Below are 25823 nucleotides of genomic sequence, written 5' to 3' on the forward strand. Positions count from 1 at the left end.
CACTAAATGTTCTTGATCGCCCACGCCCCGGCCGCGCATCCTCCACGCCGCAGGAGGAACCCGCCATGGCCGTCAGCCCCATCCCCGCCGATTATCCCCGCCTCTCCCCCTATCTCTGCGTCCGCGACGCCAGGGCCGCCCTGGCCTGGTACCAGGAGGCGCTGGGCGCCACCGAGGTGATGCGCATCCCGGCCCCCGACGGCACCGTCATGCATGGGGAGGTGCGGATCGGCGACAGCGTGGTGATGGTGGGGGAGGAAGCGCCGGCCCATGGCGCCTTCGCCCCCGGCCATTTCGGCGGCACCGCCCTCTCCCTCGTGCTCTATGTCGCGGATGTGGACGCCGCCTTCGCCCGCGCGCTCGCCGCCGGGGCGCGCGAGGAAAGGCCCCCCGCCGACCAGCCCTTCGGCGACCGGATGGGCACGCTGCTCGACCCCTTCGGCCATCGCTGGCACCTGTCGAGCCGGGTGGAGGAGGTGCCGCCGGCGGAGATCATCCGCCGCATGTCGGGCGGCTGACCCGGCTTCCGACCCCGGGGGCCGGCCCTTGGGGGACGCCCGGCGGCGGTTATCAATCCGGCAAGGCGGCCCGGGCTAGGCTCTGCGCCTGGCTTGCCGACGGATCCTCCATGCGCATCAAGGTTCTCTTCACCCTCGTCATGGCGGGCATCGCCGGCCTCGGCGGCACGATCGCCACCGTGGCGGGGCTGGACCAGTGGCAGAACCGGCGCGAGGCGGCCGATGCGGTCCGCACCACGGAAGCCGCCGCCACCCTGATGCGCCTGACCGAGCGGCTGGTGATCGAGCGCGGCAACTACGTCATCCGCATGAACGCCTCCGGCGCCGCGGAGGCCGATACGGTGGGCCGCCTGACGGCCATCAAGGCGGATACGGATGCCGCGCTGGCGCCCGCCATCGCCAGCCTCCGCGCCTCCGGCGCCGGGCGCGCGCATGCCGAAAGGCTGCAGGCCGCCATCCCCGTGCTGGCGGAGCTGCGCCGCGCCATGGACCCGGCCGCGGTGCTGCCCCTGGCGCAGCGGGACCCCGCCATCCGCGGCCGGCCGCAGGCGGTCTATGACCAGGTGCTCGGCCATGTCACCGCCGCGCTGAACGACAGCCACCGCATCCTGACCCGCGCCGATGGCCCGCTCGGCGACCTCATGCTCGTCGCGCGCCTCACCTGGGACCTGCGGGACCAGGCCAGCCGCCGCATCGTCGCCATCGCCACCGCGCTGAACAGCGGCCGCGCCATGACCCCTGCGGAACTCGACACCGCCAATGGCGCCTCCCGCCTCGTGGAGGCGACCTGGGCGCGGGTGAAGATGGTGGCCGGGCTGATCGACGACACGCCCCGCCTCTCCGCCGCCATCGCGGAGGTGGAGGACCGCTATTTCGGCGACATCACCCGCCAGACCCAGGCGCTGATCGATGCCGGCCGCGCCGGCTCCACCTATCCCCTCAGCAGCAACGCCTTCACCGCCTTCGCCACGCCGGGCCTGCAGGTGCTCCTGCAGGTGCGCGACGCCGCGCTGGCCGAGGCCGCCGCCCATGCCGCCATGGCCGAATCCCGCGCCGCGGCGCTGCTCGCCATCGTCCTCGCCGCCGCCCTCGTCGTCGGCCTGGTGCTGGCGGGGCTCGGCTGGCTGCTGGTCCGCCGCGTCGTGGTGCCGGTGGTGCGCCTGACCGGCGTGGTGCAGCGCCTGGCGCAGGGGGACAACGCCGTCGCCGTGCCCGACCAGGCCCGGCAGGACGAGATCGGCGCCATGGCCGATGCGGTGGAGGTGCTGCGCCGCAACGCCGTGCAGGCCGCGAAGGTGGCCGCGGAAGCCGCCGCCGAACAGCAGGCCAAGGCCGCCCGCGCCGACGCCACCCAGGCCCTGGTCCGGCGGTTCGAGGCGGAGGTGGCCGACGTGCTCGGCGCCGTCGCCGGCGCCGCCGCGCCGCTCGATGAAACCGCCAGCCGCATGGGCGATGCGGCCTCCGGCGCCCGCGCCCAGGCGGATGCCATGACCCGCGCGGTGGACACCACCGCCAGCCATACCCAGACCGTCGCCAATTCGGCGGAGGAACTCGCCGCCTCCATCGCGGAGGTCGCGCAGCAGGTGACGCAATCCGCGCGCCTCGCCCAGCAGGCCTCCCGCGACGCGCAGGAAAGCAACCAGGCCGTCGCGGGCCTGGCCGATGTCGCCAGCCGCATCGGCGACGTGATCGGCCTGATCAACTCCATCGCCGGCCAGACCAACCTGCTGGCCCTGAACGCGACGATCGAGGCCGCGCGCGCCGGCGACGCCGGCAAGGGCTTCGCCGTGGTGGCCGGGGAGGTGAAGGCCCTGGCCGCCCAGACCGCGACGGCGACGGAGCAGATCAGCACCCAGATCGCCGCCATGCAGGCGGAAACCAGCCGCGCCGTCGCCGCCATCCGCGGCATCGGCCAGACGATCGAGGAGCTGTCCTCCATCGCGACGCAGGTGGCCGCCGCCGCCGAGCAGCAATCCGCCGCCACCCAGGAAATCGGCCGCGCCATCGCGCAGACGGCGGCCAGCACCCAGGAACTCACCGCCCAGACCGCCCAGGCGCGGGAAGGGGCGGAGACGACCTACGCCGCCAGCGCCGGGCTGCGCGACGCCTCCGCGGGCCTGTCCCGCCAGGCCGATGTGCTGCGCGCCAAGGTGGATGGCTTCCTGGCGGAAATCCGCCGGGCCGCCTGAGGCCCGGCGCCGGGCCGCCGCCGGGCCCTTTGGGGCCCGGTCAGCGCCCGGCGGGGCAAGGTCACGCCCCGCGCGCCCTGCGGGGCGCGAGCCGCAGCACCAGCCAGCCCAGCAGCCCCGCCACCAGCGACCCCGCCAGGATGCCGATCTTCACGCCATCCTGCAGCGCCGCATTGCCGGGGAAGGCCAGCATCCCGATGAAGAGGCTCATGGTGAAGCCGATGCCGCAGAGCAGCGCCACGCCGCCCAGCTGAACCCAGCTCGCCCCCGCCGGCAGCGCCGCCAGGCCCAGCCGGATCGCGATCACCGACGCCCCCATCACCCCCACCAGCTTGCCCAGCACCAGGCCCAGCGAAACGCCGAGCGTCAGCGGATCCGCCAGCACGCCCCAGCCCAGCCCGGTCAGCGACACGCCCGCATTGGCGAAGCCGAAGACCGGCACGATGACGAAGGCGACGGCATGGTGCAGCCCGTGCTCCAGCCGGTGCAGCGGCGAATTCTCCACATCGTCGGTGCCGCCGGGCTTCATGCGCAGCGGGATGGTGAGCGCCAGCAGCACGCCCGCGATGGTGGCATGCACCCCCGACCGCAGCACGAAGAACCACAGCACGGCGCCCAGCAGCAGATAGGGCAGCAGCCGCAGCACCCCCATCCGGTTCATCACCACCAGCCCCGCCAGCACCGCCGCCGCCAGGCCGAGGTCCAGCACCGAGATCGAGGCGGTGTAGAACACCGCGATGATCACCACCGCGCCCAGGTCGTCGATGATCGCCAGCGCCGCCAGGAACACCTTCAGCGAGGCCGGCACCCGGTTCCCCAGCAGCGACAGCACGCCGAGCGCGAAGGCGATGTCGGTCGCCGCCGGGATCGCCCAGCCCGCCCGCAGCACCGGGTCCTGCCAGGTGAAGGCCAGGTAGATCGCCGCCGGCACCGCCATGCCGCCCACCGCCCCCAGCCCCGGCAGCGCGCGGCGGGACCAGGTGGCGAGCTGCCCGTCCAGCATCTCCCGCTTGATCTCGAGCCCGACGAACAGGAAGAACACCGCCATCAGCCCGTCATTGATCCAGTGCAGCACGCTCAGCGGGCCGAGATAGGCCGACAGCGCGCTGACATAGGCCGGGCCCAGCGCCGAATTCGCCACCACCAGCGCCAGCGCCGCCGCCGCCATCAGCACCAGGCCGCCCGAGGCCTCGCTGTCGAGGAAGCGGCGGAACAGGGAGGTCGGTCGGGCCTCGGCCATGCGGGTCGTCTCCGGCGGGGTTCGCGCGCTGTATGAAGGAATTTTCACGAATAGCCATGCGGGGGCGCCCCGCCGCGGCCCGATTCCCACCGAATCCCCAATAAGCCCAGCAGGTTACGGCCCGCCTCAACTCCCCGCCAGGACCGTCACGGAGGGAATCGTTGACGCCAGCGGCGCATCGGCGCGTTCTGCCCCCATGCTCCCCTTCCGGCTGTTCGAGACCGCGATCGACCCCGTCACCCCCCCTGGCAGCCGCGCCGCGCGCTGGCTCGGCGTGAAGGTGCCGGAGGAGCCGCCGCCCCGCTCGCTCCTCGGCTTCTACTGGTACTTCGCCCGCCAGGCCCGCGCGCTGTTTCTCCTGCTCTTCGGCGCCGGCCTTACGGTTGCCCTTCTCGACCTGCTGATCCCCGTCTTCGTCGGCCGCGTCGTCGGCCTGCTGGAACAGCACGGGCCGGATCGCATCTGGGCCGATGCGGGATGGACGCTGGCCGGCATGGCGGCGGTGCTGCTGCTCTGCCGCCCGCTCGCCATCCTGGCGCAGAACCTGGTCACACAGCAGGCCATCATCCCCGCCGTGACGGGCATGATCCGCTGGCAATCCCACTGGCAGGTCATCCGCCAGGGCTGGTCCTTCTTCCAGGAGGATTTCGCCGGCCGCATCGCCAACCGCGTCATGCAGGCGGGCCCGGCGCTGCGCGAAAGCGTCGTCCAGTCCGTCAACGCCGTCTGGTACATCCTGGTCTATGGCACCGGCGCCGTGCTGGTGCTGGGCTCCACCGACTGGCGCCTCGCCATCCCCATCCTGGTGTGGTTCGCGCTCTACGCCACGCTGCTGCGCCTGATCGTGCCCCGCATGCGCGACCGCGCCCGCAAGGCCAGCGAGGCGCGGTCCCTGCTGACCGGCCGCGTCGTGGACAGCTACACCAACATCGTCACCGTGAAGCTCTTCGCCCGCGCGGCGCAGGAGGATGCCTGGGTGCGGGAAGCCGTGCAGGGGCTGAATGAGCGTTTCGCCGCGCAGACGCGCCTCGTCACGCTCAACGGCCTGCTGCTCTCCACCCTCAACGCCTCCATGCTCACGGCCACGGCGGCGCTGGCCATCTGGCTCTGGTCGGCCGGGGAGATCCCGCTGGCCATGGTGGCGGCGGCCCTGCCCATGGCCTGGCAGATCGCCAACATCTCCGGCTGGGTCGCCTTCAACGTCGCCGGCATCTTCGAGAATATCGGCACCGTGCAGGAAGCGATGGGCAGCATCGCCGTGCCCCCCACCGCCCCCGACCCGCCCGGCGCCACGGCGCTGGCGGTGCCGCGCGGCGAGATCCGCTTCGACCGCGTCCGCTTCGGCTATGGGCGCGAGGCCGGCGTGCTGGACGGCTTCGACCTGACCGTCGCGCCCGGGGAGCGTGTCGGCCTGGTCGGCCATTCCGGCGCGGGCAAGACCACCGCCATCAACCTGCTGCTGCGCTTCTTCACGCCGGAGGATGGCCGCATCCGCGTCGATGGGCAGGACATCGCTGATGTCACGCAGGAAAGCCTGCGCGCCGCCATCGGCGTCGTCACCCAGGACACGGCGCTGCTGCACCGCTCCATCCTGGAGAACATCCGCTACGGCCGCCCGGACGCGACGCTGGCGGAGGTCGAGGAAGCCGCCCGCCGCGCCGAGGCGCATGACTTCATCATGGACCTCGCGGATTGGCGCGGCCGCACGGGCTATGACGCGCATGTGGGGGAGCGCGGCGTGAAGCTCTCCGGCGGCCAGCGCCAGCGCATCGCCATCGCCCGCGTGCTGCTGAAGGACGCGCCCATCCTGGTGCTGGACGAGGCGACGAGCGCCCTCGATTCCGAAGTGGAGGCCGCGATCCAGGAAAGCCTCGAACGGCTCATGGCCGGCAAGACCGTGATCGCCGTGGCGCACCGCCTCTCGACGCTCGCGCGCATGGACCGGCTGGTGGTGCTGTCGGAAGGCCGGGTCGCGGAGGCCGGCACCCATGCGGAGCTGCTGGCCCGCGACGGGGTCTATGCGAAGCTCTGGAAGCGGCAGTCGGGCGGGTTCATCGGGGAGTAGGGCGCCCTGGGGAAGGCGCTGCCTTCCCCAGACCCCATCCGCCAGGAGGCAGAGCCTCCTGGACCATCGTCAGTCAAAGCCCCTGCGAGGCGATCTCCGTCCGGATCTCGTCGATCAGGCGCAACCGCCCGTCGCGGCCCTCGATGTGCCAGAAGGTCCAGCCATTGCAGGACGGCGCCTGCTGCAACTCCGCCCCCACCTTGTGGATGGACCCCGTCGCCTGGCCGCAGCGCAGCGTGCCATCGGCGCCGACCACCGCCCGCCAGCGCTTGTGCCGGTCCGTCAGCGTGGTCCCCGCCGGCACCAGGCCGCGTTCCACCAGCAGCCCGAAGGCAACCCGCGGCTGTTCCCGCTTGTTCGGCAGGGCGAGCGCGGCACTCTCCGGCATCGCCTCCACCGCCTCGATCCGGGCGCGGGCGGCGGCGGCATAGCCCTCGTCCCGCTCGATCCCGATGAAACGGCGCCCCAGCCGCTTGGCGACCGCCGCCGTGGTCCCGGTGCCGAGGAAGGGATCCAGCACCACCTCCCCGGGCTGGGTGCAGCTCACCAGCACGCGGTGCAGCAGCGCCTCCGGCTTCTGGGTCGGGTGCAGCTTCTTGCCATCCTCCCCCCGCAGCCGCTCCGCCCCGGTGCAGAGCGGAAAATACCAGTCGCTCCGCATCTGCACGTCGTCGTTCAGGGACTTCATGGCGGCGTAGTTGAAGCGGTAGCGGCTTTCCGCCCCCCGCGCCGCCCAGATCAGCGTCTCATGCGCATTGGTGAAGCGCCGGCCCCGGAAATTCGGCATCGGGTTCGCCTTGCGCCAGATCACGTCGTTCAGGATCCAGAAGCCGAGGTCCTGCATCGCCGTGCCGAGGCGGAAGACGTTGTGGTAGCTGCCCACCACCCACAGCGTGCCGTCCTTGCGCAGCACGCGGCGGCATTCCGTCAGCCATTCCCGCGTGAAGGCGTCATAGGCCGCGAAATCGCTGAACTGGTCCCAGGCGTCATCGACGCCGTCCACGATGCTGTCATCCGGCCGGCGCAGCTCGCCCCGGAGCTGGAGGTTGTAGGGCGGGTCGGCGAAGACGGCGTGCACGGAAGCCGGCGGCAGGCGCCGCAGCATCGCGATGCAGTCGCCGACCATCACCTCGTCCAGCGGCAGGTCGAGACCGGTGCCCATCGTTACGCCAGCAACCCCTATGCGAATCGAGCCCCCACCATGCGCGGCGCCGAGTCGCGCCGTCAACCGACCCGCACCGGCAGCAGCAGCGATGCCTGGTCCACCGGGGAAAATCCCCGCCGATGGTGGCGCGTGGGCCCCACCTCCGCCAGCCGCGCCCGATGCGCCGCGGTCGGGTAGCCCTGGTTGCGGGCGAAGCCCCAGCCGGGGTGGCGCGCATCCAGCCGCGCCATCGCCCGGTCCCGCGTGACCTTCGCCAGGATGGAGGCCGCGGCGATCGACAGGCTCACCCCATCCCCCCCAACCACGCAGCGCACCGGGCAGGGCAGCGGCGGCGCCAGATGGCCATCCACCAGCGCCAGGTCCGGCACCACGCCAAGCCGCGCCAGCGCGCGGGCCATCGCCAGGTGGCTGGCGCGCAGGATGTTGAGGCGCCCGATCTCGGCGGCGGAGGCCCCGGCGATGGCGAAGGCCACCTCCCCCCGCCCCCGCGCCGCCACCAGCGCGGCGAAGGCCGCTTCCCGCCGCGCCGCGGTCAGCTTCTTGCTGTCATCCAGCAGCGCGGCCAGCGCGGGCGCGGGCGGGCCGCGGAATAGCGCGGCGGCGGCCAGCACCGGGCCGGCCAGCGGCCCGCGCCCGACCTCGTCGAGCCCCGCGACCAGCCCCCCCGCTTCCGATTCCAGCGCATAATCCGGCATCGCCCCTGCATACCGCCCGCCGCAACCCCGCGCCATCACGCCGCGTTCGCCCGGAAGCAATGACGGGCAGGAACGGGAGAACGACGATGGACCAGCGCAGCCTGAGGCTGGCGGCGGAGAGCGTGGAGCCCGCGCCCTTCGTGATCCCGGGCGCCACCGGCGGCACCTTCCGCATCCAGATCCTGAACGAGGATAGTGGCCGCGGCATCGTGACCAGCATCGTCCACATCCCCGCCGGCGGCCGCATCCCCGCCCATTGCCACCGCGCGGGGGCGGAGATGCACTTCCTGCTGGATGGCGACCTGACCGATGGCGGGCAGGCGCTGCCGCCCGGCGGCTTCACCACCCAGGCCGCCGGCGTGGTGCATGGCCCGCATGAAAGCCGCGGCGGCGCCCGGGTGCTGACGGTGCAGTCCTGGCAATCCAGCGACGGCGATTTCGATTTCGAACCCGCCGCCGAGGCGACGGAAGCCACCCCGACCGGCGAGATGCAGGACGGCAAGCTGCCGGAGGGCGGCCTGCGGAAGGTGGATGAGGGCGCCCAGCAGGCCGCGCGGGAGGAAGCCGCCGCTCCGGAGGGCAAGGGCTATAGCTGACCCGCCAAAGGCGCTGGATTCCCGCCGATGTTCCTGTTATGGTCCCGTCATCATCGGCCCGAGCCCTGTCCAGCACCACCCCGCACCCGCCGCCGCGCGCGGGCGCCGGCACCCCGCGAAAACGGTGCTAAAGGCACTAAATCGGCCTAATCGGCTAAAACCATCGTACTGGCCCAAGGCATGGGACGGGGCCCCTGCCGGGCGCCATCCCGCGCCCGCACCCCGCGAAAACGGTGCTAAAGGCCCTAAATCGGCCTAATCGGCTAAAACCATAGTACTGCCCCAAGGCATGGGACGGGCCCCCTGCCGGGCGCCATCCCGCGCCCGCACCCCGCGAAGTCGGTGCTAAAGGCACTAAATCGGCCTAATCGGCTAAAGCCACAGTACTGGCCCAAGGCATGGGGCCGGGCCGCTAGCCCGACCGCCGCTCGGCCATGCGCAGCGCGGCCGTGAGGCGGGAGAAGACGTACCAGAAGGCGCCATGCCCCGGCGCCCCCTGGCCCGGCACCGCCTCCGCCCCCACCGGGTCGCCCCGCCGCAGCAGGCCGAGCCGCGCCTCGTAGCGGCCGCGCATGTTCTCCAGGAAGGCGCCGGTCGCCGCCATGTACTGCTCCAGCATCTCGGCGGCGATCTCGATCTCCGCCTGCGGCCGGCCCTCGGCCGTCAGCGCCTTCAGCGCCCGGCTGTCGGTGGCCAGCTGGATGTGCAGGCGATGGAGGTCCGCCAGGTGACGGGCGATGGCCTGGCGCGCTTCGGCTTCGGTCATCCCCGAAGCCTGCGCCGCCAGGGATGAAGGGATCGTGACTATCCGCCCGTGCCGCTCTCCGCGCCCGCCAGCGCGGGCAGCGTCGCCAGCGCCTCCCCGGCCGCGGCGCGGGCGGCGGCGATGTCGCCGCCCTCCTCCCGCACCATCGCCATCGCCTCCGCCACCTCCTTCACGGCGGTCTGCCAGGGCGCGCCGCGGCGGGCATCGGCGGGCAGGCGCAGCATGGCGCGCTCCACCTCGTTCAGCGCCTGGCGGAGGCGCGACGTCGCGCCGGTGGCGGGAATCGTGCCCTCCTCCAGCCGCTTCAGCACGTCGCGCAGGCCTTCCTCCGCCTCGCGCAGCGTGCGCATCGCCTCCACCGTGGCGGCGGAGCTGCTGCCAGGGGCGGGCGGCGCCTGGGCCAGGGCGGGCGCGGCGGCCAGCGTGACGGCCAGCGCAAGCGCAATCGATCGGTGCATGGGGCTTGCACTCCTTCCGGGCTGCGAACGCCGGGCACCCCGCCCGGTTGCCGCCCCCCTTTTCGATCCCCCCAAAGATCGCAGATGATGGTGCGGAGAAGATCTGGGGAACGAAGGCCATGGCGAAGTTCGGGTTGAGCCAATCGGTGCGGCGCGTGGAGGATCCCCGCCTGCTGACGGGGCGTGGCCGCTACACCGACGACATCGCCATGCCTGGCGAGGCCGTGGGCGTCGTGCTCCGCAGTCCGCATGCCCATGCGAAGATCACGAGCCTCGACACCAGCGCCGCCCTGGCCGTGCCGGGCGTGCTGGCGGTGATCACGGGCGCGGATCTGCAGGCCGCGGGCCTCGGCGAAGTGCCCTGCGTGATCCCGCTGAAGAACCGGGATGGCAGCCCGCGCGCCAATACGCCGCGCCTGGCGCTGGCCACCGACACGGTCCGCCATGTCGGCGATCCCGTCGCCTTCATCGTGGCGGAGACCGCCCAGGCCGCGCGGGACGGCGCGGAAGCGGTGATGGTGGAGTATGAGGTGCTGCCCGCGGCGACGGACCTCGCCACCGCCTGGGAAGCCGGCCAGCCGCAGGTCTGGGACGGGGCGGCGAGCAACATCGCCTTCGACTGGGAAGCCGGCGACAAGGCGAAGACGGAGGAAGCCTTCGCCCGCGCCGCGCATGTCACGCGCCTGACGGTCGTGAACAACCGCGTCGTCGTCGCCAGCATGGAAACCCGCGCCGCCGTCGCTGCCTGGGACGGCGACAAGCTGACGCTGCACACCAACACCCAGGGCTCCTGGCTGGTGAAGAACCTGCTGGCCGGCAACGTCTTCAACATCCCGGCCGACAATGTCCGCGTCATCACCCCCGATGTCGGCGGCGGCTTCGGCATGAAGCTCTACCTCTATGCCGAGCACGTGCTGGTCGCCTTCGCGGCGAAGCAGGTCGGCCGCCCGGTGAAGTGGACCAGCGAGAGGTCGGAAGCCTTCCAGTCCGACACCCATGGCCGCGACAACATCACCCTCGGTGAGCTGGCGACCGACGCCAACGGCAAGTTCCTGGCGCTGCGCACGCGCAACTACGCGAACATGGGCGCCTACCTCTCCACCTTCGCGCCCTTCATCCCGACCGGCGCCGGCACCAAGGTGCTGGCCAGCGTCTATGGGTTCGAGGCGATCTACGCCAACGTCATCGGCGTGCTGACCCACACCGTGCCGGTCGATGCCTATCGCGGCGCCGGCCGGCCGGAGAGCAACTACCTGGTGGAGCGGCTGATCGACGCCGCCGCCCGCGAGCTGAAGATCGACCGCATCGAGCTGCGCCGCCGCAACATGGTGACGCAGGCCGCGATGCCCTTCGTCTCCGCCATGGGCCAGCGCTACGACAGCGGCGATTTTCTCCAGCTGATGGACAGCGCCCTGTCGAAGATCGACTGGGCGGGCTTCCCGGCGCGGCGGGCGGAGGCCGAGCGCCGCGGCAAGCGCCGCGGCATCGGCCTCGCCTACTACCTGGAAGCGACCGGCGGTGGCCCCACGGAGAACGCCAAGGTCGTCTTCGCGGAGGATGGCTTCGTCGATGTCTATGTCGGCACGCAATCCACCGGCCAGGGCCATGAGACGGCCTATGCCATGCTCACCCAGCACGAACTTGGCGTGCCGCTGGAGAAGATCCGGGTCCAGCAGGGGGATAGCGAGACGCTGCCCGCCGGCGGCGGCACCGGCGGCGCGCGCAGCCTCTATTCCGAGGGCCAGGCCATCCTCGTCACCACCGCCAGCGTGATCGAGAAGGGCAAGCAGGCGGCGGCGGAGCACCTGGAAACCTCGGTCGCGGACATCGAATTCACCCCGGCGGCGGGGCGCTTCGACGTGGCCGGCACCGACCGTGGCGTGGGCATCCTGGAACTCGCCGCCATCCAGCGGAAGCGCGTCGCGGCGGGGCAGTCCACGCTGCTGCTCGATGCCATGGAGACCGCGAAGATCGAGGCCCACACCTTCCCCAATGGCTGCCATGTGGCGGAGGTGGAGGTGGACCCCGAGACGGGCATCGTCTCCGTCCCCCGCTACATCGTGGTGGACGATGTGGGCCATGCGCTGAACCCGCTGATCGTGCGCGGCCAGGTGCATGGCGGCGTGGCGCAGGGCCTCGGCCAGGCGCTGCATGAGCGCACGGCCTATGACAATGCCAGCGGCCAGCTGCTCTCGGCCTCCTTCATGGACTACACGCTGCCGCGGGCCGATGACCTGCCGGACATCGACGTGGATCTGATCGAGGTGACCTGCGAGACCAATCCGCTCGGCGTGAAGGGCGCGGGCGAAGCCGGTGCGGTGGGCTCCCCGCCCGCCGCGATGAATGCGCTGGTCGATGCGCTGACGCCCGTCGGCATCACCCACATGGACATGCCCGCCACGCCCGAGACGGTGTGGAAGGCGATCCAGGCCGCAAAGGCCGCTTGAGACGGTCCAGGCCCGTCTCGGGCCTGGCGGATAGGGTCCGGGAAAGGCAGCGCCTTTCCCGGTTCACCACTCCCCGTAGAACACCCCCGCCGCCTTGTGCCGGTCGGTACGCAACTCCGCCTCCGCCCAGCTCAGCGTCGTCCGCCGCTTCAGCCGCGTGAACCAGGCGAGCAGCCTTTCCCGCGCCGCCGCCCGCACCCCTTCCAGCGCCGGATCGGCGCCGAGGTCGTGGAACTCCTCCGGGTCCGACTGAAGGTCGAACAGCTGCGGCCGGTGCCCGCTCGTCCAGTGCACATACTTCCACCGCGCATCCCGCAGCATCCAGGCATGGTGCTGCCCCGTGGGATGGCCGAGCCGCCGCCGCGCGCCGCGGAAGGTCCAGTCCAGCTCGCTCACCACCGCATCCCGCCAGGGAGGCGCGGTGCCGCGCGTCAGCGGCAGCAGCGACCGCCCTTCCACCACATGCTCCGCGGCCGGCAGGCCGAGCGCGTCGAGGATGGTGGGCACCACGTCGATCGCCTCCACGAAGCGGTCATCGACGCGGCCGCGCGTGCCGTCCGCCGCCGCCGAGGGATCGAACAGCAGGAAGGGCACGCGCTGGACGCAGTCGTGGAACAACTCCTTCTCACCAAGGAAATGGTCGCCGAGGTAGTCGCCATGGTCGGAGCAGAAGACGACCATCGTGTCGCGCCAGCGCCCGAGCCGCTCCATCGCCGCCCATAGCCGGCCGAGATGGTCGTCGAGCTGCGTGATCAGCCCCTGATAGGCGGGCCGCACCGTCGCGATGCAGTCATCGATCTGGAAGCTCTCGCTCACCTCCTCCTTCTGCCATTCGCGCAGCAGCGGATGCGCGCCCTCCCCCCGCTCCGCCGGGTGGCGGGAGACGGGCAGGCATTGGTTCGGCGAATACATCGCGTGGTAGGGCGCGGGCGCGATGTAGGGCCAGTGCGGCTTCACATAGGAGAGGTGCAGGACCCAGGGATCATCGCCCTGGCGGTCCATGAAGCCGATGGCCTGGTCGGTGGTGTAGGCGGTCTCGCTATGCTCCTCCCTCACGCGGGCGGGCAGGCGGGCATTGCGCATCTTCCAGCCGCTGCGGACCTGCCCCTGTTCGTCCTCCACGGCGATGACGTAGTCGGTCCAGGGATCGGCGCTGTCATAGCCCTTCGATCGCAGCCAATGGGCATAGGCGCTGTCGGGCTCCGCATGGTGGCCGTCATGGCGATCGACCAGCGTGAACCAGCCCTCCTTCAGCAGCGCGGCCAGGTCGTGCTGCCCGTCCAGCTGCAGGCGCCGCATCCCATGCGCATCCGGCAGCACATGCGTCTTGCCCGCCAGCGCCAGCGCCCGTCCCGCCTCCCGCAGGTGCCAGCCCAGCGTGACCTCCCCCACCGAAAGCGGCACGCGGTTATGCGTGGCACCGTGGGAGGAGACGTAGCGGCCGGTGTAGTAGGACATGCGGGACGGCCCGCAGATGCCGGACTGCACATAGGCCTGGGAGAAGCGCACGCCCCGCGCCGCCAGCGCATCCAGGTTCGGCGTCCGCAGGAAGGGATGCCCCGCGCAGCCGAGATGATCCCAGCGCAGCTGGTCCACCATGATGAAGAGCACGTTGCGGATGGCCATCTGTCCTGCCCGGCATTTCGCGCCCCAGCCTAGCCCGTCACCGCTTGACCGATGAAGGCCGCCTCGCGGATCGTTGCCATGTCGTGCCAGCCACGACAGCGCGACGGCGATGGGACATCAGCAGGGAAGGAGAACGGGATGGCGAAACCAACAGCGGATGGCGGCAAGGCCAAGGCGTCCAAGACGAAAGCCGAAAAGCCCAAGGCGCCAAAGACGAAGGCTGCGAAGACGGAAGCGACGAGCGACCAGGCCAGCACCACGCCCATCACCCTGTCGCCCATCGCGGCACGCCTGGTGGGGGACCAGTTGCGCGGCCTCGCCTACCTCTCGAAGAAGCTGGCGCTGGCGATCCGGGAGAAGGAGCTGGCGACGCCGTTCCATCCCGACGAGATTAAGGCGATGAGCGACCGCTTCTACGAACTCGCCGACCAGCTGCGCCTGTCCGGCGATGACGGCAGCAACGGCGGCTGACTATTCCGCCAGCCCGGCTTCCCGCATCGCGACCAGGATCGGCTCCTGCCGCGCCAGGAAGCCGGGGTGGTCGGATAGCGGTTGGGCGCGGAACCAGCCGATGGTGACCTCGGCATTCTGCGCCATGGCCTGGGTGGCGGCGATCCGCGCCGCCTCCCACTCCCCCAGGCGGGCCAGCAGGCCGGACAGCAACGCCAGGCGGACCGGGACCGGCATGAAGGCCTGGCCATCGAGGGAGGCGCGCATCGCCTCCACCGCCTCCGCCCAGCGTTGCTGGTGCGCCAGCGCCAGCGAGAGGTAGGTGAGCCAGGTGAGGCGAAAGCCATGTCCCGGCGGAGCCAGTGCCATGGTGGTACGGATCTGCGCCTCCGCCGCTTCGGGCTGGCCGAGGAACAGCAGCATGAGCCCGCCATTGGCGCGGGACGAATGCTGCGTCGGGTCCAGTTCCACGCCGCGGCGGTAGGAAGCCAGCGCTTCCTCCCACCGGCGCTGCTGGCGCATGACCGCGGCGCGGGCGGCGTGGGTGGCCGGCAGGTTCGGGCCGAGCGCGATGGCACGCTCGGCATGATCCTCCGCGATGCGCAGGTCGGCGGCGGGGTTCAGGCTGAAGCCGTTCAGGACCGTGTTGCTGTAGGTGAAGACGATCTCCGCATGGGCACGGGGGTTCTCAGGGTCCAGCGCCAGCGCCTGCTGCAGAAGGCCACGCGCCGCGACCCAGTTCGCGCGGCGGTCGCCGGGGGCGATGTTCCGGCGGCGCGCGGCCTCGATCAGTTCGATCGCCTGTTCGCGGGCCGAGGGCGCGGGCACGGCCACCGGCGGTGCCGGCACCGTGGCCACCGGCGGCGCGGGCTGGGGCGGCGGAGCGGCGGCGGCCACCACCGGCGGTGCTGGCGGCGTCCCCGGTGCCAGTCCCAGCCAGGCCAGCGCCAGAACGGCCGGGATCGCGGCCAGAAAGGCGATGCGCGACAGGGCGGGGCGGGGCGCGACCGCCGGCAAACCCTCGGCTGCGAAAACGGGGCGTGGCGGTGGCGCGCCATCCGGCGCGGCGACGGGGACGGGTATCACCGCCGCCGCTTCCAGGATGTAGCCCCGCCGCGGCACCGTCTTTAGCAGCGCCATGCCCTCCGCGCCCATCGCGCGGCGCAGTTCGACGATACATTGCGTGATGCTGTCATCGGTGACGGTGACGTCGGCCCAGACGGTGTCGAGGATCTCCGCCCGCGTCACCAGCCGCCCGCGGCTGCGCAGCAGCAGCAGCAGCAGGTCGAGCGTCTTGGGGCGGAGCGTTGTCTCCTCGCCATCGGCGCGCCGCAGCACGCCCCGCTCGGGGTCGAGCGACGCGCTTCCGACAGGCACCGTGTCGGCAGCCGGGTCCATCCGCCTGTACAGCCCCTCCTGGCCCTGGTCCCGCAACCACCATAGCGAGCGTGCCGCGCAGCGCCGAGTCCGTTCCCGCGCCGCAGCATTGCGCGTGTTTCGCCAAAGCTTCGCCCCCCCCTTCGGCCCGGCTTCGGGACCGAAAGCCCCCGCCCCTGCTGCCCTGCCGCCGCCCGGATCGGCCGGGCCTCACCAGGGAGCAACCCCGATGCGCACCACCCGCGCCTGCCTCCTCGCCGCCGCGCTGGCCCTGCCGGCCGGCGGCCACGCCCAACCGCGTCCCATCGACCACAGCCTGCCCGCCCCCGCCGGCACCACGCGGCTGACCCTGCCGGCGCAGGATGGCGCGCCGATCCCGCTGGTCATCCTGCTGCCCGATGCGCTGGGCGACCAGGGCCGGTCCGACCCCTATGTGGAGGCGCTGGCCGCGCGCGGCATCGCGAGCCTCGTCGTCGGCCTCGATGCCGCGGGGCCCGGCGGCGACGTGGCGCGGACGAAGCTTGCCGCCGCCGTGGCGCGGAACTGGGCGGCGGGGCACCTGCCGGCGGTGAACCCGGACCTCGTCGGGCTGGTCGGCTTCGGCACCGGCGCGCGCGCCGCGCTGGCCGCCGCGGATGGCGCGCCGGTCGTGGCGCTGGATCCGGGCTGCGAGGGGCTTGCCCTGCCCTCCTACAGCCCGGTGCTGCTGGTGCATGGGGGCGCGGCGTCGGACGCCGCCGCCTGCAGCGCGCTGCCGGAACCTGCCGGGACCGCGATGCTCGCCCTGCCCGGCGCCAGCCATGCCTGGGACCTGCCCCCCGCCCTCGCCCCCGGCGGCGCGCTGGTGCCCTCCCCCAGCGGCGAGGGGCGGCAGCGCGCCCGGCCGGACCTGGCGGCGACGGCGCTGGCCGCCCAGGCCACGGCGTCCTGGCTGTTCCAGCAGCTGACGCCGCCGCGGGATGCGGGGCGGAGCGCCGCGCGATGACGGCGGCCGCGCCCCACGCCCCGCCGGGCCGGCACCAGGACGTGCCTCGGCGCGGCGCGGCGCCGCCGGCGGAAACCGATGGCTTCCCCGGCTGGCTGGTGGTGGCCGGGGCCTTCCTGGTGCTGCTGGTGGGCTTCGGCGCCATCTACTCCTACGCCGCCTTCGCGGAGCAGATCGCCGCCAGCTTCGGCGCCCCGCGCGATTCCGTCGCGCTGGTCTATGCGCTGAGCGGCAGCACCTGCTTCTTCGTCAGCGCGCTGTCGGGCCGGATCGCCGACCGCATCGGCCCGCGCGTGCCGGCGATGGTGGGCATGGGGCTGGTCGGGCTCGGCCTGATGGTGGCCGCCACGGCGCGCAGCCTGGCGGAGGTGATGGCCGGCTACGGGCTGCTGATCGGGCTCGGCACCGGCTTCGCCTATGTGCCCGCCATGGCGGCGGTGCAGGGCTGGTTCAGCGCCCATCGCGGCCTCGCCTCCGGCATCGCGGCCAGCGGCATCGGCGTCGGCACCGCGCTGGTGCCGGCGGGGGCGGATGCGATGCTCGCGGCCGGCGACTGGCGCGGCGCCTTCCTGGCCTTCGGCGCGGCCTCCCTGCTGGTGGGCGGCGCGGGGGCGCTGCTGCTGCGGCGCCCCGCCGCGCGTGGGCCGGGCCCGGCGGCGGAAGCGCCGGCCCCCGCGCGCGCGCCTGCCTTCCCCTGGGCCACGCGGCGCTTCGCCGCGGCCTATCTCGGCACGCTGCTGGTCTCCATCCCCGCGACGCTGCCGCAGGCGCTGCTGGTCGGCACGGCGCGGGACCTCGGCCATGCCTGGCATGATGCCGTCTCCCTGCTGGGGCTGATCGGGCTTGGCACCATCGCCGGGCGCTTCCTGCTGGCGGCGCTGGCGGATGGGCTGGGGCGGCGGGCCACCTTCCTCGGCTGCTGCGCGGGCATGGCGGGCAGCATGGCGGTCTGGGCCTTCGCGGAGGGCATGGTCGCGCTCCAGGCCTTCGCCCTGGCCTTCGGCGCGCTGCAGGGCGGCTTCGTGGCGCTGCTGCCGGCCTTCACGGCGGACAGCTTCGGCGGCCGCTCGCTCGGCGCCGCCATCGGGCTGCTCTACACCGGCCGCGGCCTGGCGCTGCTCCTCGCCCCGCCGCTGATGGCGGCGGCGCAGGCGGTGGTGGCGGGGCCGCTGCCCATCGCCCTGGTCGCGCTGGCGGGGCTGGCCGGCGTGGCCCTGCTGGCCGCCGTGCGGGATGCGCCGCGATGAGCGGCCAGGCGGGCCTGGGCTGGCTGCTGCTGCATTTCGCGCTGGGCTACCTGGCGGTGAATGCGGTGCCGGGGCCCAACATGCTTGCCACCGCGACGCTGGCCGCGCTGCGCGGCTTGCGGGGCGTGCTGCCCTTCTGCCTCGGCCTCGCGGTGGGGGCGGGGCTGCTGGCGGCCACGCTGCGGCTGGCCTTCGCCCTGGCGCAGGAGATGGCGTCCCGCCTGCCGGCCGCGCTGCCGCTGGAGGTGGCGGGGCGTTCCGCGGGCGCCGTGCTGCTGCTGCTGCTCGCCCTGCAGGCCATGACGGCGGCGCCACCGCCGGTCGGGCCCGCCCGCCCGGCGCGCCAGCCCCTGTCGCGCCGCGCCGCGGGCATGGCCTTCCTGGCCGGCGCGCTGACCGCGGCCACCAACCCGATCACCGCCGCCTACATGGCGGCGCAGTTCCTGGGCCCGCTGGCGGATGGCATCGCGTCCTGGATCGCGGTGCTGATCGTGCCGGCGCAGGCCATGGCCTGGGGCGTGCTGGTCGCCGCCCTCTTCTCCCGCCCCGCCATCCAGCGCGCGGCGCTGGCGCGGCACCGGATGGTCTGCGCGGCGTCCGGCCTCGCGCTCGCGGCGATGGCGGTCGCGATGCTGCGGCCGCTGTTCGGATAAGGGTCGCGCGGGGCCGCGGGACATGCCCCGCGGCCCCGCCCGGCCCCGCGGGTCACATCTCCGCGTAGCTGCCGTTGCGCCAGACGTAGAAGACGTAGTCCGGCACCGTCACGTCGCCCTTGTCGGTGAAGCCGATATCGCCCAGCACCGTCTGCCAGGGGCCGCCGGACTTCAGCAGCGCCGCGATGCGGCGGGGATCCGTGCCGTTGCTGCGCGTGGCGGCCGCGGCCCAGATCTGGATGGCGGCGTAGGTGTAGAGGACATAGCCCTCCGGATCGATGTTCCGGGCGCGGAAGGCCTGCACGACGGAAGCCGCCGTCGGGCGCTTGCGCGGGTCGCTGCTGAAGGTCATCAGCGTGCCCTCCCCCGCCGCGCCGGTGATCTGCCAGAACTCGTTGGTCACCAGCGCATCGCCGCCGATCAGCGTGATGTTCAGCCCCCGCTCCTTCGCCTGGCGCAGGATCAGGCCGGATTCGGTGTGGTAGCCGCCGACATAGACGACCTGGATGTTCGCCTGCTGGAGGCGGGAGACGATGGCGGAGTAGTCACGCTCCCCGGGCGTATAGGCGCTGAACAGCGCTTCCGTGACGCCGGCGCCGTTCAGCGCCTTCTTCGTCTCCTCCGCCAGGCCGCGGCCATAGGCGGAATTGTCGTGCAGGATCGCGATGCGCTGGCCGCGCATGTTCTGCGCGATGTAGCGCCCGGCGACCTGGCCCTGCTGGTCGTCGCGGCCGCAGACGCGGAAGGTGTTCCAGCTGCCCTCATCCGTGTAGCGCGGGTTGGTGGAGGCGGGGCTGATCTGCAGCACGCCTTCCTCCGCATAGACCTTGCTGGCGGGGATGGAGCTGCCGGAGCAGAAATGCCCGGCCACCAGCGCCACGCGGCGCGACGCCAGCTGGTTGGCGACGGAGACGGCCTGGCGCGGGTCGCAGGCATCGTCGCCGACCTCGAGCGCCAGCTGCCGGCCGAGCACGCCGCCCCGGCCGTTGATGTCCGCCACCGCCTGTTCCGCGCCGGCGCGCATCTGCCCGCCGAAGGCCGCGTACTGGCCCGTCATCGGCCCCGCCGTCGCGATGCGGATCGGCCCGCTCTGCGCGAAGGCACCGCCCGTCCCGGCGAAGACCGCCGGCGCGGCCAGCGCGCCACCCAGCATCGTCCTGCGCTTCAGCATCCCCGTCTCTCCCTTCCTCACCCGGCGCCCGCGGCGCGCGGATACAACCTAGGCGAGCCGGGCGGGGGAAGACCAGCATCCTTCGCGGGGGCGGGCGCGCCCGATCACGCGACCGATCACGCAACGGGTCACGGGGCGGCCGCGCCGGCGGGCGGCAGCAGCGCGTCGATCGCCCGCGCCAGCGCGACATCGCGGTCGGACAGCCCGCCGGCATCATGCGTCGTCAGCAGGATCTCCACCCGGTTCCACACATTGCTCCATTCGGGGTGGTGGTCCTGGCGTTCGGCCAGCAGCGCGACGCGCGCCATGAAGCCCCAGGCCTCGTTGAAGTCGCGGAAGCGGAAGCGCCGCGTGATGGCGTCGCGGCCCTCCGCCGGCTGCCAGTGCGGCAGCTCCGCGGCCAGGGCGGCGCGCGCCGCGGGGGACAGGGGGGTGGGATCGGCCATGGGGGTGACTCCTGGTTTGGCTTGACGGGGAAGGCGGGGCGGGCTGCAAGGCGGCATGACCCGATTCAGCCACCCGCCGACCATCGAAGACATCGTGGAGATGGCCGAACAGGCATTTTCCGCCATCCCCAAGGAACTGCGCGACCTCGTGCGCGGCGCCGCCATCGTGGTGGAGGAAGTGGCGGATGAGGAGACGGCGCAGGAGCTGGGCTTCGAAAGCCCCTGGGCGCTGACCGGCCTCTACCGCGGCACGCCGATGACGCAGAAGAGCGTCTTCGACACCCCGGCCGAGCCCGACAGCATCACGCTGTACCGGGAGCCGATCCTGCTGGAATGGGTGGAGACCGGGGAGGACCTGTTCCGCCTGGTCCGCAACGTGCTGATCCATGAGATCGCGCACCATTTCGGCTTCTCCGACGAGGATATCGACCGGCTGGAAAGCGGCGACTGAGCATCCCGCAGGCGGGCGTTAACGGGCTGTCCCGCCGCGATTTTCCGCGTTTGGCGCGATCGGCGCCCCGGCATTAACCGCGCCGTTACCCGGGACCCGGCAGAACCTGCCCAGCCGACATGGTCGGCATGGAGCCGACCGACTGCATCGGCATGGGGATGGCAGGATGTCTCGCTGGGGTTCGGGTGCAGGATGCGCCGGGCCGGGCCGATGGGCCCGGCATGATGCGCCGCAGGGTGGCGCATGGGCGGGGTGATCGACCAGCTTCGTGCGCTGGGCGCCATGCGCCTCGCCGCCATGGCGGGGGTGGGGCTGGCGGTGCTGGGCCTGGTCGCCTGGCTCGCGCTCCGCGCGGCGGAACCGCCCATGGCGCTGCTCTATGGCGACCTCGACCCGCGCGATGCCGGCCAGGTGGTGCAGGCGCTGGACCGCGCGCGCATCCCCTATCGCCTGGCGGCCGGCGGCGCGCAGGTGCTGGTGCCGGAGGCGGAGGTGCCGCGCGTGCGGCTGATGCTGGCGCGGGATGGCCTGCCGGCCGGCGGCTCCGTCGGCTATGAGATCTTCGACCGTGGCGAGAGCCTGACCACCACCCCCTTCCAGCAGGACATCAACCGCGTCCGCGCGCTGGAAGGCGAATTGTCCCGCACCATCCGCGGCCTGGCCGGCGTGCGCACCGCGCGCGTCCACCTGGTGCTGCCGCGGCGGGAGCCCTTCTCGCGCGAGAGGGGGGAGGCGCAGGCGAGCGTCGTCATCGCCATGCAGGGCGCGCAGCGGCTGGACCGCGAAGGCGTGCAGGCGGTGCTGCACCTCGTCGCCGCCGCCGTGCCGGGGCTGCGGCCGCAGAACATCTCCATCGTGGACAGCCGGGGGGAGCTGATGGCCCGCGGCGGCCAGGCACTGACCGGCCCGGCCGCGGCCCAGACCGGGGAGGAACTGCGCCGCACCGCCGAGCTCCGCCTGGCGCGGGCGGTGGAGGACCTGCTGGAGCGCACGCTCGGCCCCGGGCGGGTGCGGGCGGAGGCCTCGGTCGAGATGGATTTCGACCGCGTGCAGACCACCGAGGAACGCTTCGACCCCGAGAACCAGGTGCCGCGCAGCACGCAATCCACCAGCGAGAACAGCCGCAGCGGCGAATCCGGCAACGTCTCCGTCGCCAACCAGCTGCCGGGCGCCGAAGCGCAGGCCGGCGGCAGCCAGACCCAGTCCTCCCGGTCGGAGGAGACGACGAATTTTGAGATCGGGCGGACCACGCGCAACACGCTGCGCGAACAGCCGGCGGTGCGCCGCCTGTCCGTCGCCGTGCTGGTGGACGGGGTGTGGGAGCCGCAGGCGAATAGCCCGCCGCAGTTCCGCGAACGCTCGGCCGAGGAGCTGCAGCGCATCGCCTCCCTCGTCCGCTCCGCCGTCGGCTTCAGCGAACAGCGCGGCGACCGCGTGGATGTGGTGAACCTGCGCTTCGCCGAGCCGCCGCCGCTGGACGCGCTGCCGGAGGGCTTCAGCATCCTCGGCCAGACCATCCCGCCCGCGCTGCTCGGGCGGCTGGCGGAGACGGCGATCCTGGCGCTGGTGGCGCTGGCGGCGATCCTGCTGGTGGGCCGCCCGATGGCCAACCGCCTGACGCTCGCGCTGATGCCCCAGCCCGCGCTGGCCGGCGCCGGGGCCGGGGAGGGTGCCGTCGCGATCGGCCCCGATGGCGCGCCCATCCCGCTGCCCGCGGGCGCCGGCGGCACCGCGCCTGACGGCACGCCCCTGCTGCCCGGCCAGGCGGCCGGGACCGGGGAGCCCGATGCGGACGGCATGGTGGATGTCGCGCGCATCGAAGGGCAGATGAAGGCCTCCGCCCTCGCCGCGCTCGCGCAGCTGATCGACCAGAACACCGATGCCAGCGTGCAGGTGATCCGCCGCTGGCTGGCGCCGGAGGATGCATCATGACGGGCGGAATGACCGGGCCCCAGAAGGCCGCGACGCTGATGCTGGCGCTGGGGGAGGAGCAGGCGGCCAAGATCTTCGGCCGGCTGCACGAGGATGAGATCCGCGACCTGTCGCTGGCCATGGCCGCGCTCGGCAATGTGGAGGCCGAGACGGTGGAGGAGGTGGTGCGGCAGTTCCGCACCCAGCTCGGCCAGGCCGGGCACCTCGTCGGTTCCTACGAGAGCACCGAGCGCCTGCTGCTGAAGACGCTGCCGAAGGAGCGCGTCATGCAGATCATGGAGGAGATCCGCGGCCCCGCGGGCCGCACCATGTGGGACAAGCTCGGCAACGTGAACGAGGCGGTGCTCGCGAACTACCTGAAGAACGAATACCCGCAGACCGTCTCCGTCGTGCTCTCCAAGGTCCGGCCCGACCATGCCGCGCGCGTGCTGGCGCTGCTGCCGGAAGGCTTCGCCATGGAAGTGGTGATGCGCATGCTGCGCATGGAGACGGTGCAGAAGGAGGCGCTGGAGGGCGTGGAGCGCACGCTGCGCATGGAGTTCATGTCGAACCTGGCGCGCGGGTCGCGGCGGGATGCGCATGAGGTCATGGCGGAGATCTTCAACAACCTCGACCGCGCCGCGGAAGGGCGCATCCTGTCGGCGCTGGAGGAACGGTCGCGCGAAAGCGCGGAGAAGATCCGCGCGCTGATGTTCACCTTCGACGACCTCCAGCGCCTGGACCAGCAGGGCATCCAGGCGCTGCTGCGCGCCGTGCCGAAGGACAAGCTGACGCTGGCGCTGAAGGGCGCGTCGGAGACGCTGCGCGACCTGTTCTTCCGCAACCTCTCCGAACGCGCCTCCAAGCTGCTGAAGGACGACCTGGCCGCGCTCGGCCCCGTCAAGCTGCGCGACGTGGACGAGGCACAGGCCGCGATCGTCGCCATGGCGAAGGACCTGGCGGCGCAGGGCCAGATCCAGATCGCCGACGGGCGCGATGACGAGATGGTGGCCTGATGCTCGCGCTGCGCCTGCCGGACCTGTCCAAGCCGCCGCCGCCACCGGCGCCCCCGCCCCCGCCGCCGCCGCCCGACCCGGCGCTGCTGGAGGCGATCCGCGCGGAGGCGGAGGAGGCGGGCCGCGCCATCGGCCATGCGGAGGGGCTGGCGGAGGGGCGCGCGATGCAGGCCGCCGCGCAGGAGGCCGCGATGCAGCGGGCGCTGGAGGCGATGGCGCGCGCGATGGATGGCGCGGCGGAGGCCGGGCGCCGCGTGGCGGAGGAATCCGCGGCGGCGCTGGCCTCGCTGCTGGCCCGCATGCTCGACCACCTGCTGCCGGGGGCCTGCGAACGCGCGGGCGCCGACATCGTGGCGCGGCTGGTGGTGCCGCTGCTGCCCGCGATCGCGGACCGGCCGGAGGCGGTGCTGCATGTGGCGCCGCCGCTGGTGGAGCAGCTTGCCGCCCGCATGCCGCCGGGCGGGCCGGCCGTGGTGGCGGATGCGGCGCTGGCGCCCGGGGATGCGCGCCTGGCGTGGCGGGATGGCGAACAGCTGGCCGACCTCGCGATGCGCCGCGCCGCGGTGGTGGAGGCGCTGCGCGCGGCGGGCGTCTGGGACGATGAGCAGGGAGAGAGCGCATGAGCGCCGATGATGGGTTCGAGGCCGTACCCGCGACCGAGGCGCAGCAGGGGGCCGGCAATGTCGGCGGGCCGCGTGACCTGGACGCGGTCTATGACATCCCGGTGCAGGTCAGCGCCGTGCTCGGCCGCGCGACCATGCAGGTCTCGCAATTGCTGAAGCTCGGCCGCGGCGCCGTGGTGGAGCTGGACCGCAAGCTGGGGGAGGCCGTGGACATCTACGTCAACAACCGCCTCGTCGCGCGCGGGGAGGTCGTGATGGTGGACGACAACCGGCTGGGCGTGACCATGACCGAGATCGTCAAGTCGGACCGGGGCGGCTGAGGCCATGGCCCGCCTCCTGATCATCGGTTCGCTGGAAGGGGAGCTTGGCGCCGCCGCCCGCGTGGCCATCGCGCGGGGCGCCAAGCTCGGCCATGCCGAGGGCGTCGCGGCGGGGCTGGAGCGGCTGCGCGCGGAAGGCGCCGACCTGGCGCTGGTGGACCTGCGGCACGACGTGGCCTGGCTGGTGCAGGCCATGGCGGCGGAACGCATCGCCTGCCCCGTGGTGGCCTGCGGCCGCGCCGAGGATGGCGACGCCGCGGTGCGCGCGATCGAGGCGGGCGCGCGGGACTTCCTGCCGCTGCCGCCGGATGCGGACCTCATCATCGCCATGCTGCAGGCCGCCGGCGCGGCGCCGTCGCGGGACGGGCCCATCGCGCGCGACCCGGCGATGACCACGCTGCTGGCGCGCGTCGCGCAGGTGGCCCGCGCGGAGGCTTCCGTGCTGCTGACGGGCGAATCCGGCACGGGGAAGGAGGTGCTGGCGCGCCACCTGCACGCGACGTCGCGCCGCGCGCGCGGCCCCTTCGTGGCGCTGAACTGCGCCGCGCTGCCGGAGGCGCTGCTGGAGAGCGAGCTGTTCGGCCATGAGAAGGGCGCCTTCAGCGGCGCCGTCGCCATGCGCAAGGGCAAGTTCGAACAGGCCGAAGGCGGCACACTGCTGCTGGACGAGATCGGGGAGATGGACCCGCGCCTGCAGGCCAAGATCCTGCGCGTGATCCAGGAGCGGGAGGTGGATCGCCTCGGCGGCGGCGCGCCCATCAAGGTGGATGTGCGGCTGCTGGCGGCGACGCATCGCGACCTGGCGCAGGAAGTGGCGAAGGGGCGGTTCCGGGAGGACCTCTATTTCCGCCTCAACGTCATCGCGCTGCGCATCCCGCCGCTGCGCGAGCGCCCCGCGGACATCCTGCCGCTGGCCGAGCATTTCGCCCTGCACTACGCCCGCGCCAACGGGCTGCCGGAACGCGCGCTGTCGCCGGTGGCGAGGGAGGCGCTGCTGTCCCATGCCTGGCACGGCAATGTGCGGGAGCTGGAGAACACGATCCACCGCGCCGTGCTGCTGGCGGAGGGGCATGAGATCGGGCCGGAGGCGATCGAGCTGACGCGCCGCGCCGTGGTGGCGGAAGCCCCGCCGGCCATGCCGGCCGCCACCCCCGCCGCCGCCGCCCCGGCCAACCGCATCGCGCCCCTGGTCGGGCGGCGGATGGAGGATGTGGAGCGCGACCTGATCCTGGAGACGCTGTCCCACTGCCTCGGCAACCGCACGCGGGCGGCGGAGATCCTCGGCATCTCCATCCGCACGCTGCGCAACAAGCTGCAGGACTACCGCGCGGCGGGGCTGCCGGTGCCGCCGGCGCCGGGCCAGATGCTGCCGGGCCAGCCGGCGCCCCCCCTGCCGGTCGCGGTCTGA

Annotated in this window: 24 protein-coding genes; 15 read left to right on the forward strand and 9 right to left on the reverse strand. The window is 72.9% G+C overall.

The window, feature by feature from the left end:
* Positions 1-65: 65 nt before the first annotated feature.
* Both JJI54_RS21545 and JJI54_RS21550 read left to right on the forward strand, forming a co-directional pair.
* Positions 66-518 carry a VOC family protein gene (locus JJI54_RS21545; protein WP_203075127.1) on the forward strand — a complete coding sequence of 151 codons (453 nt, stop codon included), beginning with the start codon at positions 66-68 and terminating at the stop codon, positions 516-518.
* 110 nt (positions 519-628) lie between these two features.
* Positions 629-2707 carry a methyl-accepting chemotaxis protein gene (locus JJI54_RS21550; RefSeq protein ID WP_203075128.1) on the forward strand — a complete coding sequence of 693 codons (2079 nt, stop codon included), beginning with the start codon at positions 629-631 and terminating at the stop codon, positions 2705-2707.
* A 61-nt stretch (positions 2708-2768) separates the two neighbouring features.
* Here the strand turns inward: JJI54_RS21550 and nhaA are convergent, their stop codons facing one another.
* The gene (gene nhaA / locus JJI54_RS21555) at positions 2769-3947 is read right to left on the reverse strand and encodes a Na+/H+ antiporter NhaA (protein WP_203075129.1); all 1179 of its coding nucleotides are present in this window, start codon (positions 3945-3947) and stop codon (positions 2769-2771) included.
* 196 nt (positions 3948-4143) lie between these two features.
* Between nhaA and JJI54_RS21560 the strand changes: the two genes are divergently transcribed.
* Positions 4144-6012 carry an ABC transporter ATP-binding protein gene (locus tag JJI54_RS21560; protein ID WP_203075130.1) on the forward strand — a complete coding sequence of 623 codons (1869 nt, stop codon included), beginning with the start codon at positions 4144-4146 and terminating at the stop codon, positions 6010-6012.
* 73 nt (positions 6013-6085) lie between these two features.
* Here JJI54_RS21560 and JJI54_RS21565 read toward each other — a convergent pair whose 3' ends face one another.
* Positions 6086-7174, reverse strand: a complete 1089-nt coding sequence (locus JJI54_RS21565) for a site-specific DNA-methyltransferase (RefSeq protein ID WP_203075131.1) — start codon at positions 7172-7174, stop codon at positions 6086-6088.
* Between the two features lie 62 nt (positions 7175-7236).
* Positions 7237-7872 carry a ribonuclease HII gene (locus tag JJI54_RS21570; RefSeq protein ID WP_203075132.1) on the reverse strand — a complete coding sequence of 212 codons (636 nt, stop codon included), beginning with the start codon at positions 7870-7872 and terminating at the stop codon, positions 7237-7239.
* Positions 7873-7958: 86 nt separating this feature from the next.
* Here JJI54_RS21570 and JJI54_RS21575 point away from each other — a divergent pair, with 86 nt between their 5' ends.
* The gene (locus JJI54_RS21575) at positions 7959-8468 is read left to right on the forward strand and encodes a cupin domain-containing protein (RefSeq protein ID WP_203075133.1); all 510 of its coding nucleotides are present in this window, start codon (positions 7959-7961) and stop codon (positions 8466-8468) included.
* A 412-nt stretch (positions 8469-8880) separates the two neighbouring features.
* Here JJI54_RS21575 and JJI54_RS21580 read toward each other — a convergent pair whose 3' ends face one another.
* Together JJI54_RS21580 and JJI54_RS21585 are read right to left on the reverse strand one after the other, a co-directional pair.
* A complete protein-coding gene (locus JJI54_RS21580) occupies positions 8881-9234 on the reverse strand; it encodes a hypothetical protein (protein WP_203075134.1) in 354 nt (117 codons plus the stop codon).
* 38 nt (positions 9235-9272) lie between these two features.
* Positions 9273-9692: a hypothetical protein gene (locus tag JJI54_RS21585; protein ID WP_203075135.1), complete on the reverse strand. Its 420-nt coding sequence runs from the start codon at positions 9690-9692 to the stop codon at positions 9273-9275.
* A 119-nt stretch (positions 9693-9811) separates the two neighbouring features.
* Here JJI54_RS21585 and JJI54_RS21590 point away from each other — a divergent pair, with 119 nt between their 5' ends.
* Complete coding sequence (locus tag JJI54_RS21590; protein WP_203075136.1) at positions 9812-12139, forward strand: xanthine dehydrogenase family protein molybdopterin-binding subunit; 2328 nt, start codon at positions 9812-9814, stop codon at positions 12137-12139.
* 63 nt (positions 12140-12202) lie between these two features.
* Here the strand turns inward: JJI54_RS21590 and JJI54_RS21595 are convergent, their stop codons facing one another.
* Positions 12203-13765 (reverse strand): sulfatase-like hydrolase/transferase, encoded by a 1563-nt coding sequence (locus tag JJI54_RS21595; protein ID WP_203075137.1) that lies wholly within the window; start codon positions 13763-13765, stop codon positions 12203-12205.
* 138 nt (positions 13766-13903) lie between these two features.
* Between JJI54_RS21595 and JJI54_RS21600 the strand changes: the two genes are divergently transcribed.
* A complete protein-coding gene (locus JJI54_RS21600; RefSeq protein WP_203075138.1) occupies positions 13904-14236 on the forward strand; it encodes a hypothetical protein in 333 nt (110 codons plus the stop codon).
* Here the strand turns inward: JJI54_RS21600 and JJI54_RS21605 are convergent, their stop codons facing one another.
* The gene (locus tag JJI54_RS21605) at positions 14237-15613 is read right to left on the reverse strand and encodes a winged helix-turn-helix domain-containing protein (protein ID WP_203075139.1); all 1377 of its coding nucleotides are present in this window, start codon (positions 15611-15613) and stop codon (positions 14237-14239) included.
* A 208-nt stretch (positions 15614-15821) separates the two neighbouring features.
* On the opposite strand from JJI54_RS21605, the gene JJI54_RS21610 reads away from it, so the two are divergent.
* The 3 genes from JJI54_RS21610 to JJI54_RS21620 are packed head-to-tail and all read left to right on the forward strand — an operon-like array spanning position 15822 to position 18477.
* Positions 15822-16577, forward strand: coding sequence for a hypothetical protein (locus JJI54_RS21610; RefSeq protein ID WP_203075140.1), 756 nt, complete (start codon positions 15822-15824; stop codon positions 16575-16577).
* Entirely contained in the window at positions 16574-17824 is a 1251-nt protein-coding gene (locus tag JJI54_RS21615; protein ID WP_203075141.1) for an MFS transporter, read from the forward strand. Before JJI54_RS21610 ends, JJI54_RS21615 begins: the two co-directional genes overlap by 4 nt.
* Positions 17821-18477, forward strand: coding sequence for a LysE family transporter (locus tag JJI54_RS21620; RefSeq protein ID WP_203075142.1), 657 nt, complete (start codon positions 17821-17823; stop codon positions 18475-18477). Before JJI54_RS21615 ends, JJI54_RS21620 begins: the two co-directional genes overlap by 4 nt.
* Before the next feature lie 52 nt (positions 18478-18529).
* Here JJI54_RS21620 and JJI54_RS21625 read toward each other — a convergent pair whose 3' ends face one another.
* Together JJI54_RS21625 and JJI54_RS21630 are read right to left on the reverse strand one after the other, a co-directional pair.
* Positions 18530-19648: a branched-chain amino acid ABC transporter substrate-binding protein gene (locus tag JJI54_RS21625; protein ID WP_203075143.1), complete on the reverse strand. Its 1119-nt coding sequence runs from the start codon at positions 19646-19648 to the stop codon at positions 18530-18532.
* 128 nt (positions 19649-19776) lie between these two features.
* On the reverse strand, positions 19777-20094 hold the full coding sequence (locus tag JJI54_RS21630) for a 4a-hydroxytetrahydrobiopterin dehydratase (protein ID WP_203075144.1): 318 nt from the start codon (positions 20092-20094) through the stop codon (positions 19777-19779).
* Positions 20095-20149: 55 nt separating this feature from the next.
* On the opposite strand from JJI54_RS21630, the gene JJI54_RS21635 reads away from it, so the two are divergent.
* From JJI54_RS21635 to JJI54_RS21660, 6 genes are all read left to right on the forward strand, one after another.
* Positions 20150-20545, forward strand: a complete 396-nt coding sequence (locus tag JJI54_RS21635; RefSeq protein ID WP_203075145.1) for a metallopeptidase family protein — start codon at positions 20150-20152, stop codon at positions 20543-20545.
* Positions 20546-20788: 243 nt separating this feature from the next.
* Positions 20789-22477 carry a flagellar basal-body MS-ring/collar protein FliF gene (fliF, locus tag JJI54_RS21640; RefSeq protein ID WP_203075146.1) on the forward strand — a complete coding sequence of 563 codons (1689 nt, stop codon included), beginning with the start codon at positions 20789-20791 and terminating at the stop codon, positions 22475-22477.
* A gap of 8 nt (positions 22478-22485) precedes the next feature.
* Positions 22486-23472, forward strand: coding sequence for a flagellar motor switch protein FliG (fliG, locus tag JJI54_RS21645; protein ID WP_203075147.1), 987 nt, complete (start codon positions 22486-22488; stop codon positions 23470-23472).
* On the forward strand, positions 23472-24095 hold the full coding sequence (locus JJI54_RS21650; protein WP_203075148.1) for a FliH/SctL family protein: 624 nt from the start codon (positions 23472-23474) through the stop codon (positions 24093-24095). The genes fliG and JJI54_RS21650 overlap by 1 nt, the downstream gene beginning before the upstream one ends.
* Positions 24092-24415 carry a flagellar motor switch protein FliN gene (fliN, locus tag JJI54_RS21655; RefSeq protein WP_226381979.1) on the forward strand — a complete coding sequence of 108 codons (324 nt, stop codon included), beginning with the start codon at positions 24092-24094 and terminating at the stop codon, positions 24413-24415. Before JJI54_RS21650 ends, fliN begins: the two co-directional genes overlap by 4 nt.
* Positions 24416-24419: 4 nt before the next feature.
* Complete coding sequence (locus tag JJI54_RS21660) at positions 24420-25823, forward strand: sigma-54-dependent transcriptional regulator (protein ID WP_203075149.1); 1404 nt, start codon at positions 24420-24422, stop codon at positions 25821-25823.

It is taken from the genome of Falsiroseomonas ponticola, from assembly GCF_016805305.1.
Lineage (GTDB): Bacteria > Pseudomonadota > Alphaproteobacteria > Acetobacterales > Acetobacteraceae > Falsiroseomonas > Falsiroseomonas ponticola.

Excerpts from the sequence above, each read along its gene's own strand:
- JJI54_RS21565 (WP_203075131.1), bottom strand. The coding sequence starts at position 7,174 with ATGGGCACCGGTCTCGACCTGCCGCTGGACGAGGTGATGGTCGGCGAC.
- JJI54_RS21630 (WP_203075144.1), bottom strand. The coding sequence starts at position 20,094 with ATGGCCGATCCCACCCCCCTGTCCCCCGCGGCGCGCGCCGCCCTGGCC.
- JJI54_RS21550 (WP_203075128.1), top strand. The coding sequence starts at position 629 with ATGCGCATCAAGGTTCTCTTCACCCTCGTCATGGCGGGCATCGCCGGC.
- JJI54_RS21620 (WP_203075142.1), top strand. The coding sequence starts at position 17,821 with ATGAGCGGCCAGGCGGGCCTGGGCTGGCTGCTGCTGCATTTCGCGCTG.
- JJI54_RS21615 (WP_203075141.1), top strand. The coding sequence starts at position 16,574 with ATGACGGCGGCCGCGCCCCACGCCCCGCCGGGCCGGCACCAGGACGTG.
- JJI54_RS21660 (WP_203075149.1), top strand. The coding sequence starts at position 24,420 with ATGGCCCGCCTCCTGATCATCGGTTCGCTGGAAGGGGAGCTTGGCGCC.
- JJI54_RS21605 (WP_203075139.1), bottom strand. The coding sequence starts at position 15,613 with ATGGACCCGGCTGCCGACACGGTGCCTGTCGGAAGCGCGTCGCTCGAC.
- fliN (WP_226381979.1), top strand. The coding sequence starts at position 24,092 with ATGAGCGCCGATGATGGGTTCGAGGCCGTACCCGCGACCGAGGCGCAG.
- JJI54_RS21580 (WP_203075134.1), bottom strand. The coding sequence starts at position 9,234 with ATGACCGAAGCCGAAGCGCGCCAGGCCATCGCCCGTCACCTGGCGGAC.
- JJI54_RS21625 (WP_203075143.1), bottom strand. The coding sequence starts at position 19,648 with ATGCTGAAGCGCAGGACGATGCTGGGTGGCGCGCTGGCCGCGCCGGCG.
- JJI54_RS21575 (WP_203075133.1), top strand. The coding sequence starts at position 7,959 with ATGGACCAGCGCAGCCTGAGGCTGGCGGCGGAGAGCGTGGAGCCCGCG.
- nhaA (WP_203075129.1), bottom strand. The coding sequence starts at position 3,947 with ATGGCCGAGGCCCGACCGACCTCCCTGTTCCGCCGCTTCCTCGACAGC.
- JJI54_RS21590 (WP_203075136.1), top strand. The coding sequence starts at position 9,812 with ATGGCGAAGTTCGGGTTGAGCCAATCGGTGCGGCGCGTGGAGGATCCC.
- JJI54_RS21545 (WP_203075127.1), top strand. The coding sequence starts at position 66 with ATGGCCGTCAGCCCCATCCCCGCCGATTATCCCCGCCTCTCCCCCTAT.
- JJI54_RS21610 (WP_203075140.1), top strand. The coding sequence starts at position 15,822 with ATGCGCACCACCCGCGCCTGCCTCCTCGCCGCCGCGCTGGCCCTGCCG.
- JJI54_RS21585 (WP_203075135.1), bottom strand. The coding sequence starts at position 9,692 with ATGCACCGATCGATTGCGCTTGCGCTGGCCGTCACGCTGGCCGCCGCG.
- fliF (WP_203075146.1), top strand. The coding sequence starts at position 20,789 with ATGGGCGGGGTGATCGACCAGCTTCGTGCGCTGGGCGCCATGCGCCTC.
- JJI54_RS21635 (WP_203075145.1), top strand. The coding sequence starts at position 20,150 with ATGACCCGATTCAGCCACCCGCCGACCATCGAAGACATCGTGGAGATG.
- JJI54_RS21650 (WP_203075148.1), top strand. The coding sequence starts at position 23,472 with ATGCTCGCGCTGCGCCTGCCGGACCTGTCCAAGCCGCCGCCGCCACCG.
- JJI54_RS21595 (WP_203075137.1), bottom strand. The coding sequence starts at position 13,765 with ATGGCCATCCGCAACGTGCTCTTCATCATGGTGGACCAGCTGCGCTGG.
- fliG (WP_203075147.1), top strand. The coding sequence starts at position 22,486 with ATGACCGGGCCCCAGAAGGCCGCGACGCTGATGCTGGCGCTGGGGGAG.
- JJI54_RS21570 (WP_203075132.1), bottom strand. The coding sequence starts at position 7,872 with ATGCCGGATTATGCGCTGGAATCGGAAGCGGGGGGGCTGGTCGCGGGG.
- JJI54_RS21600 (WP_203075138.1), top strand. The coding sequence starts at position 13,904 with ATGGCGAAACCAACAGCGGATGGCGGCAAGGCCAAGGCGTCCAAGACG.
- JJI54_RS21560 (WP_203075130.1), top strand. The coding sequence starts at position 4,144 with ATGCTCCCCTTCCGGCTGTTCGAGACCGCGATCGACCCCGTCACCCCC.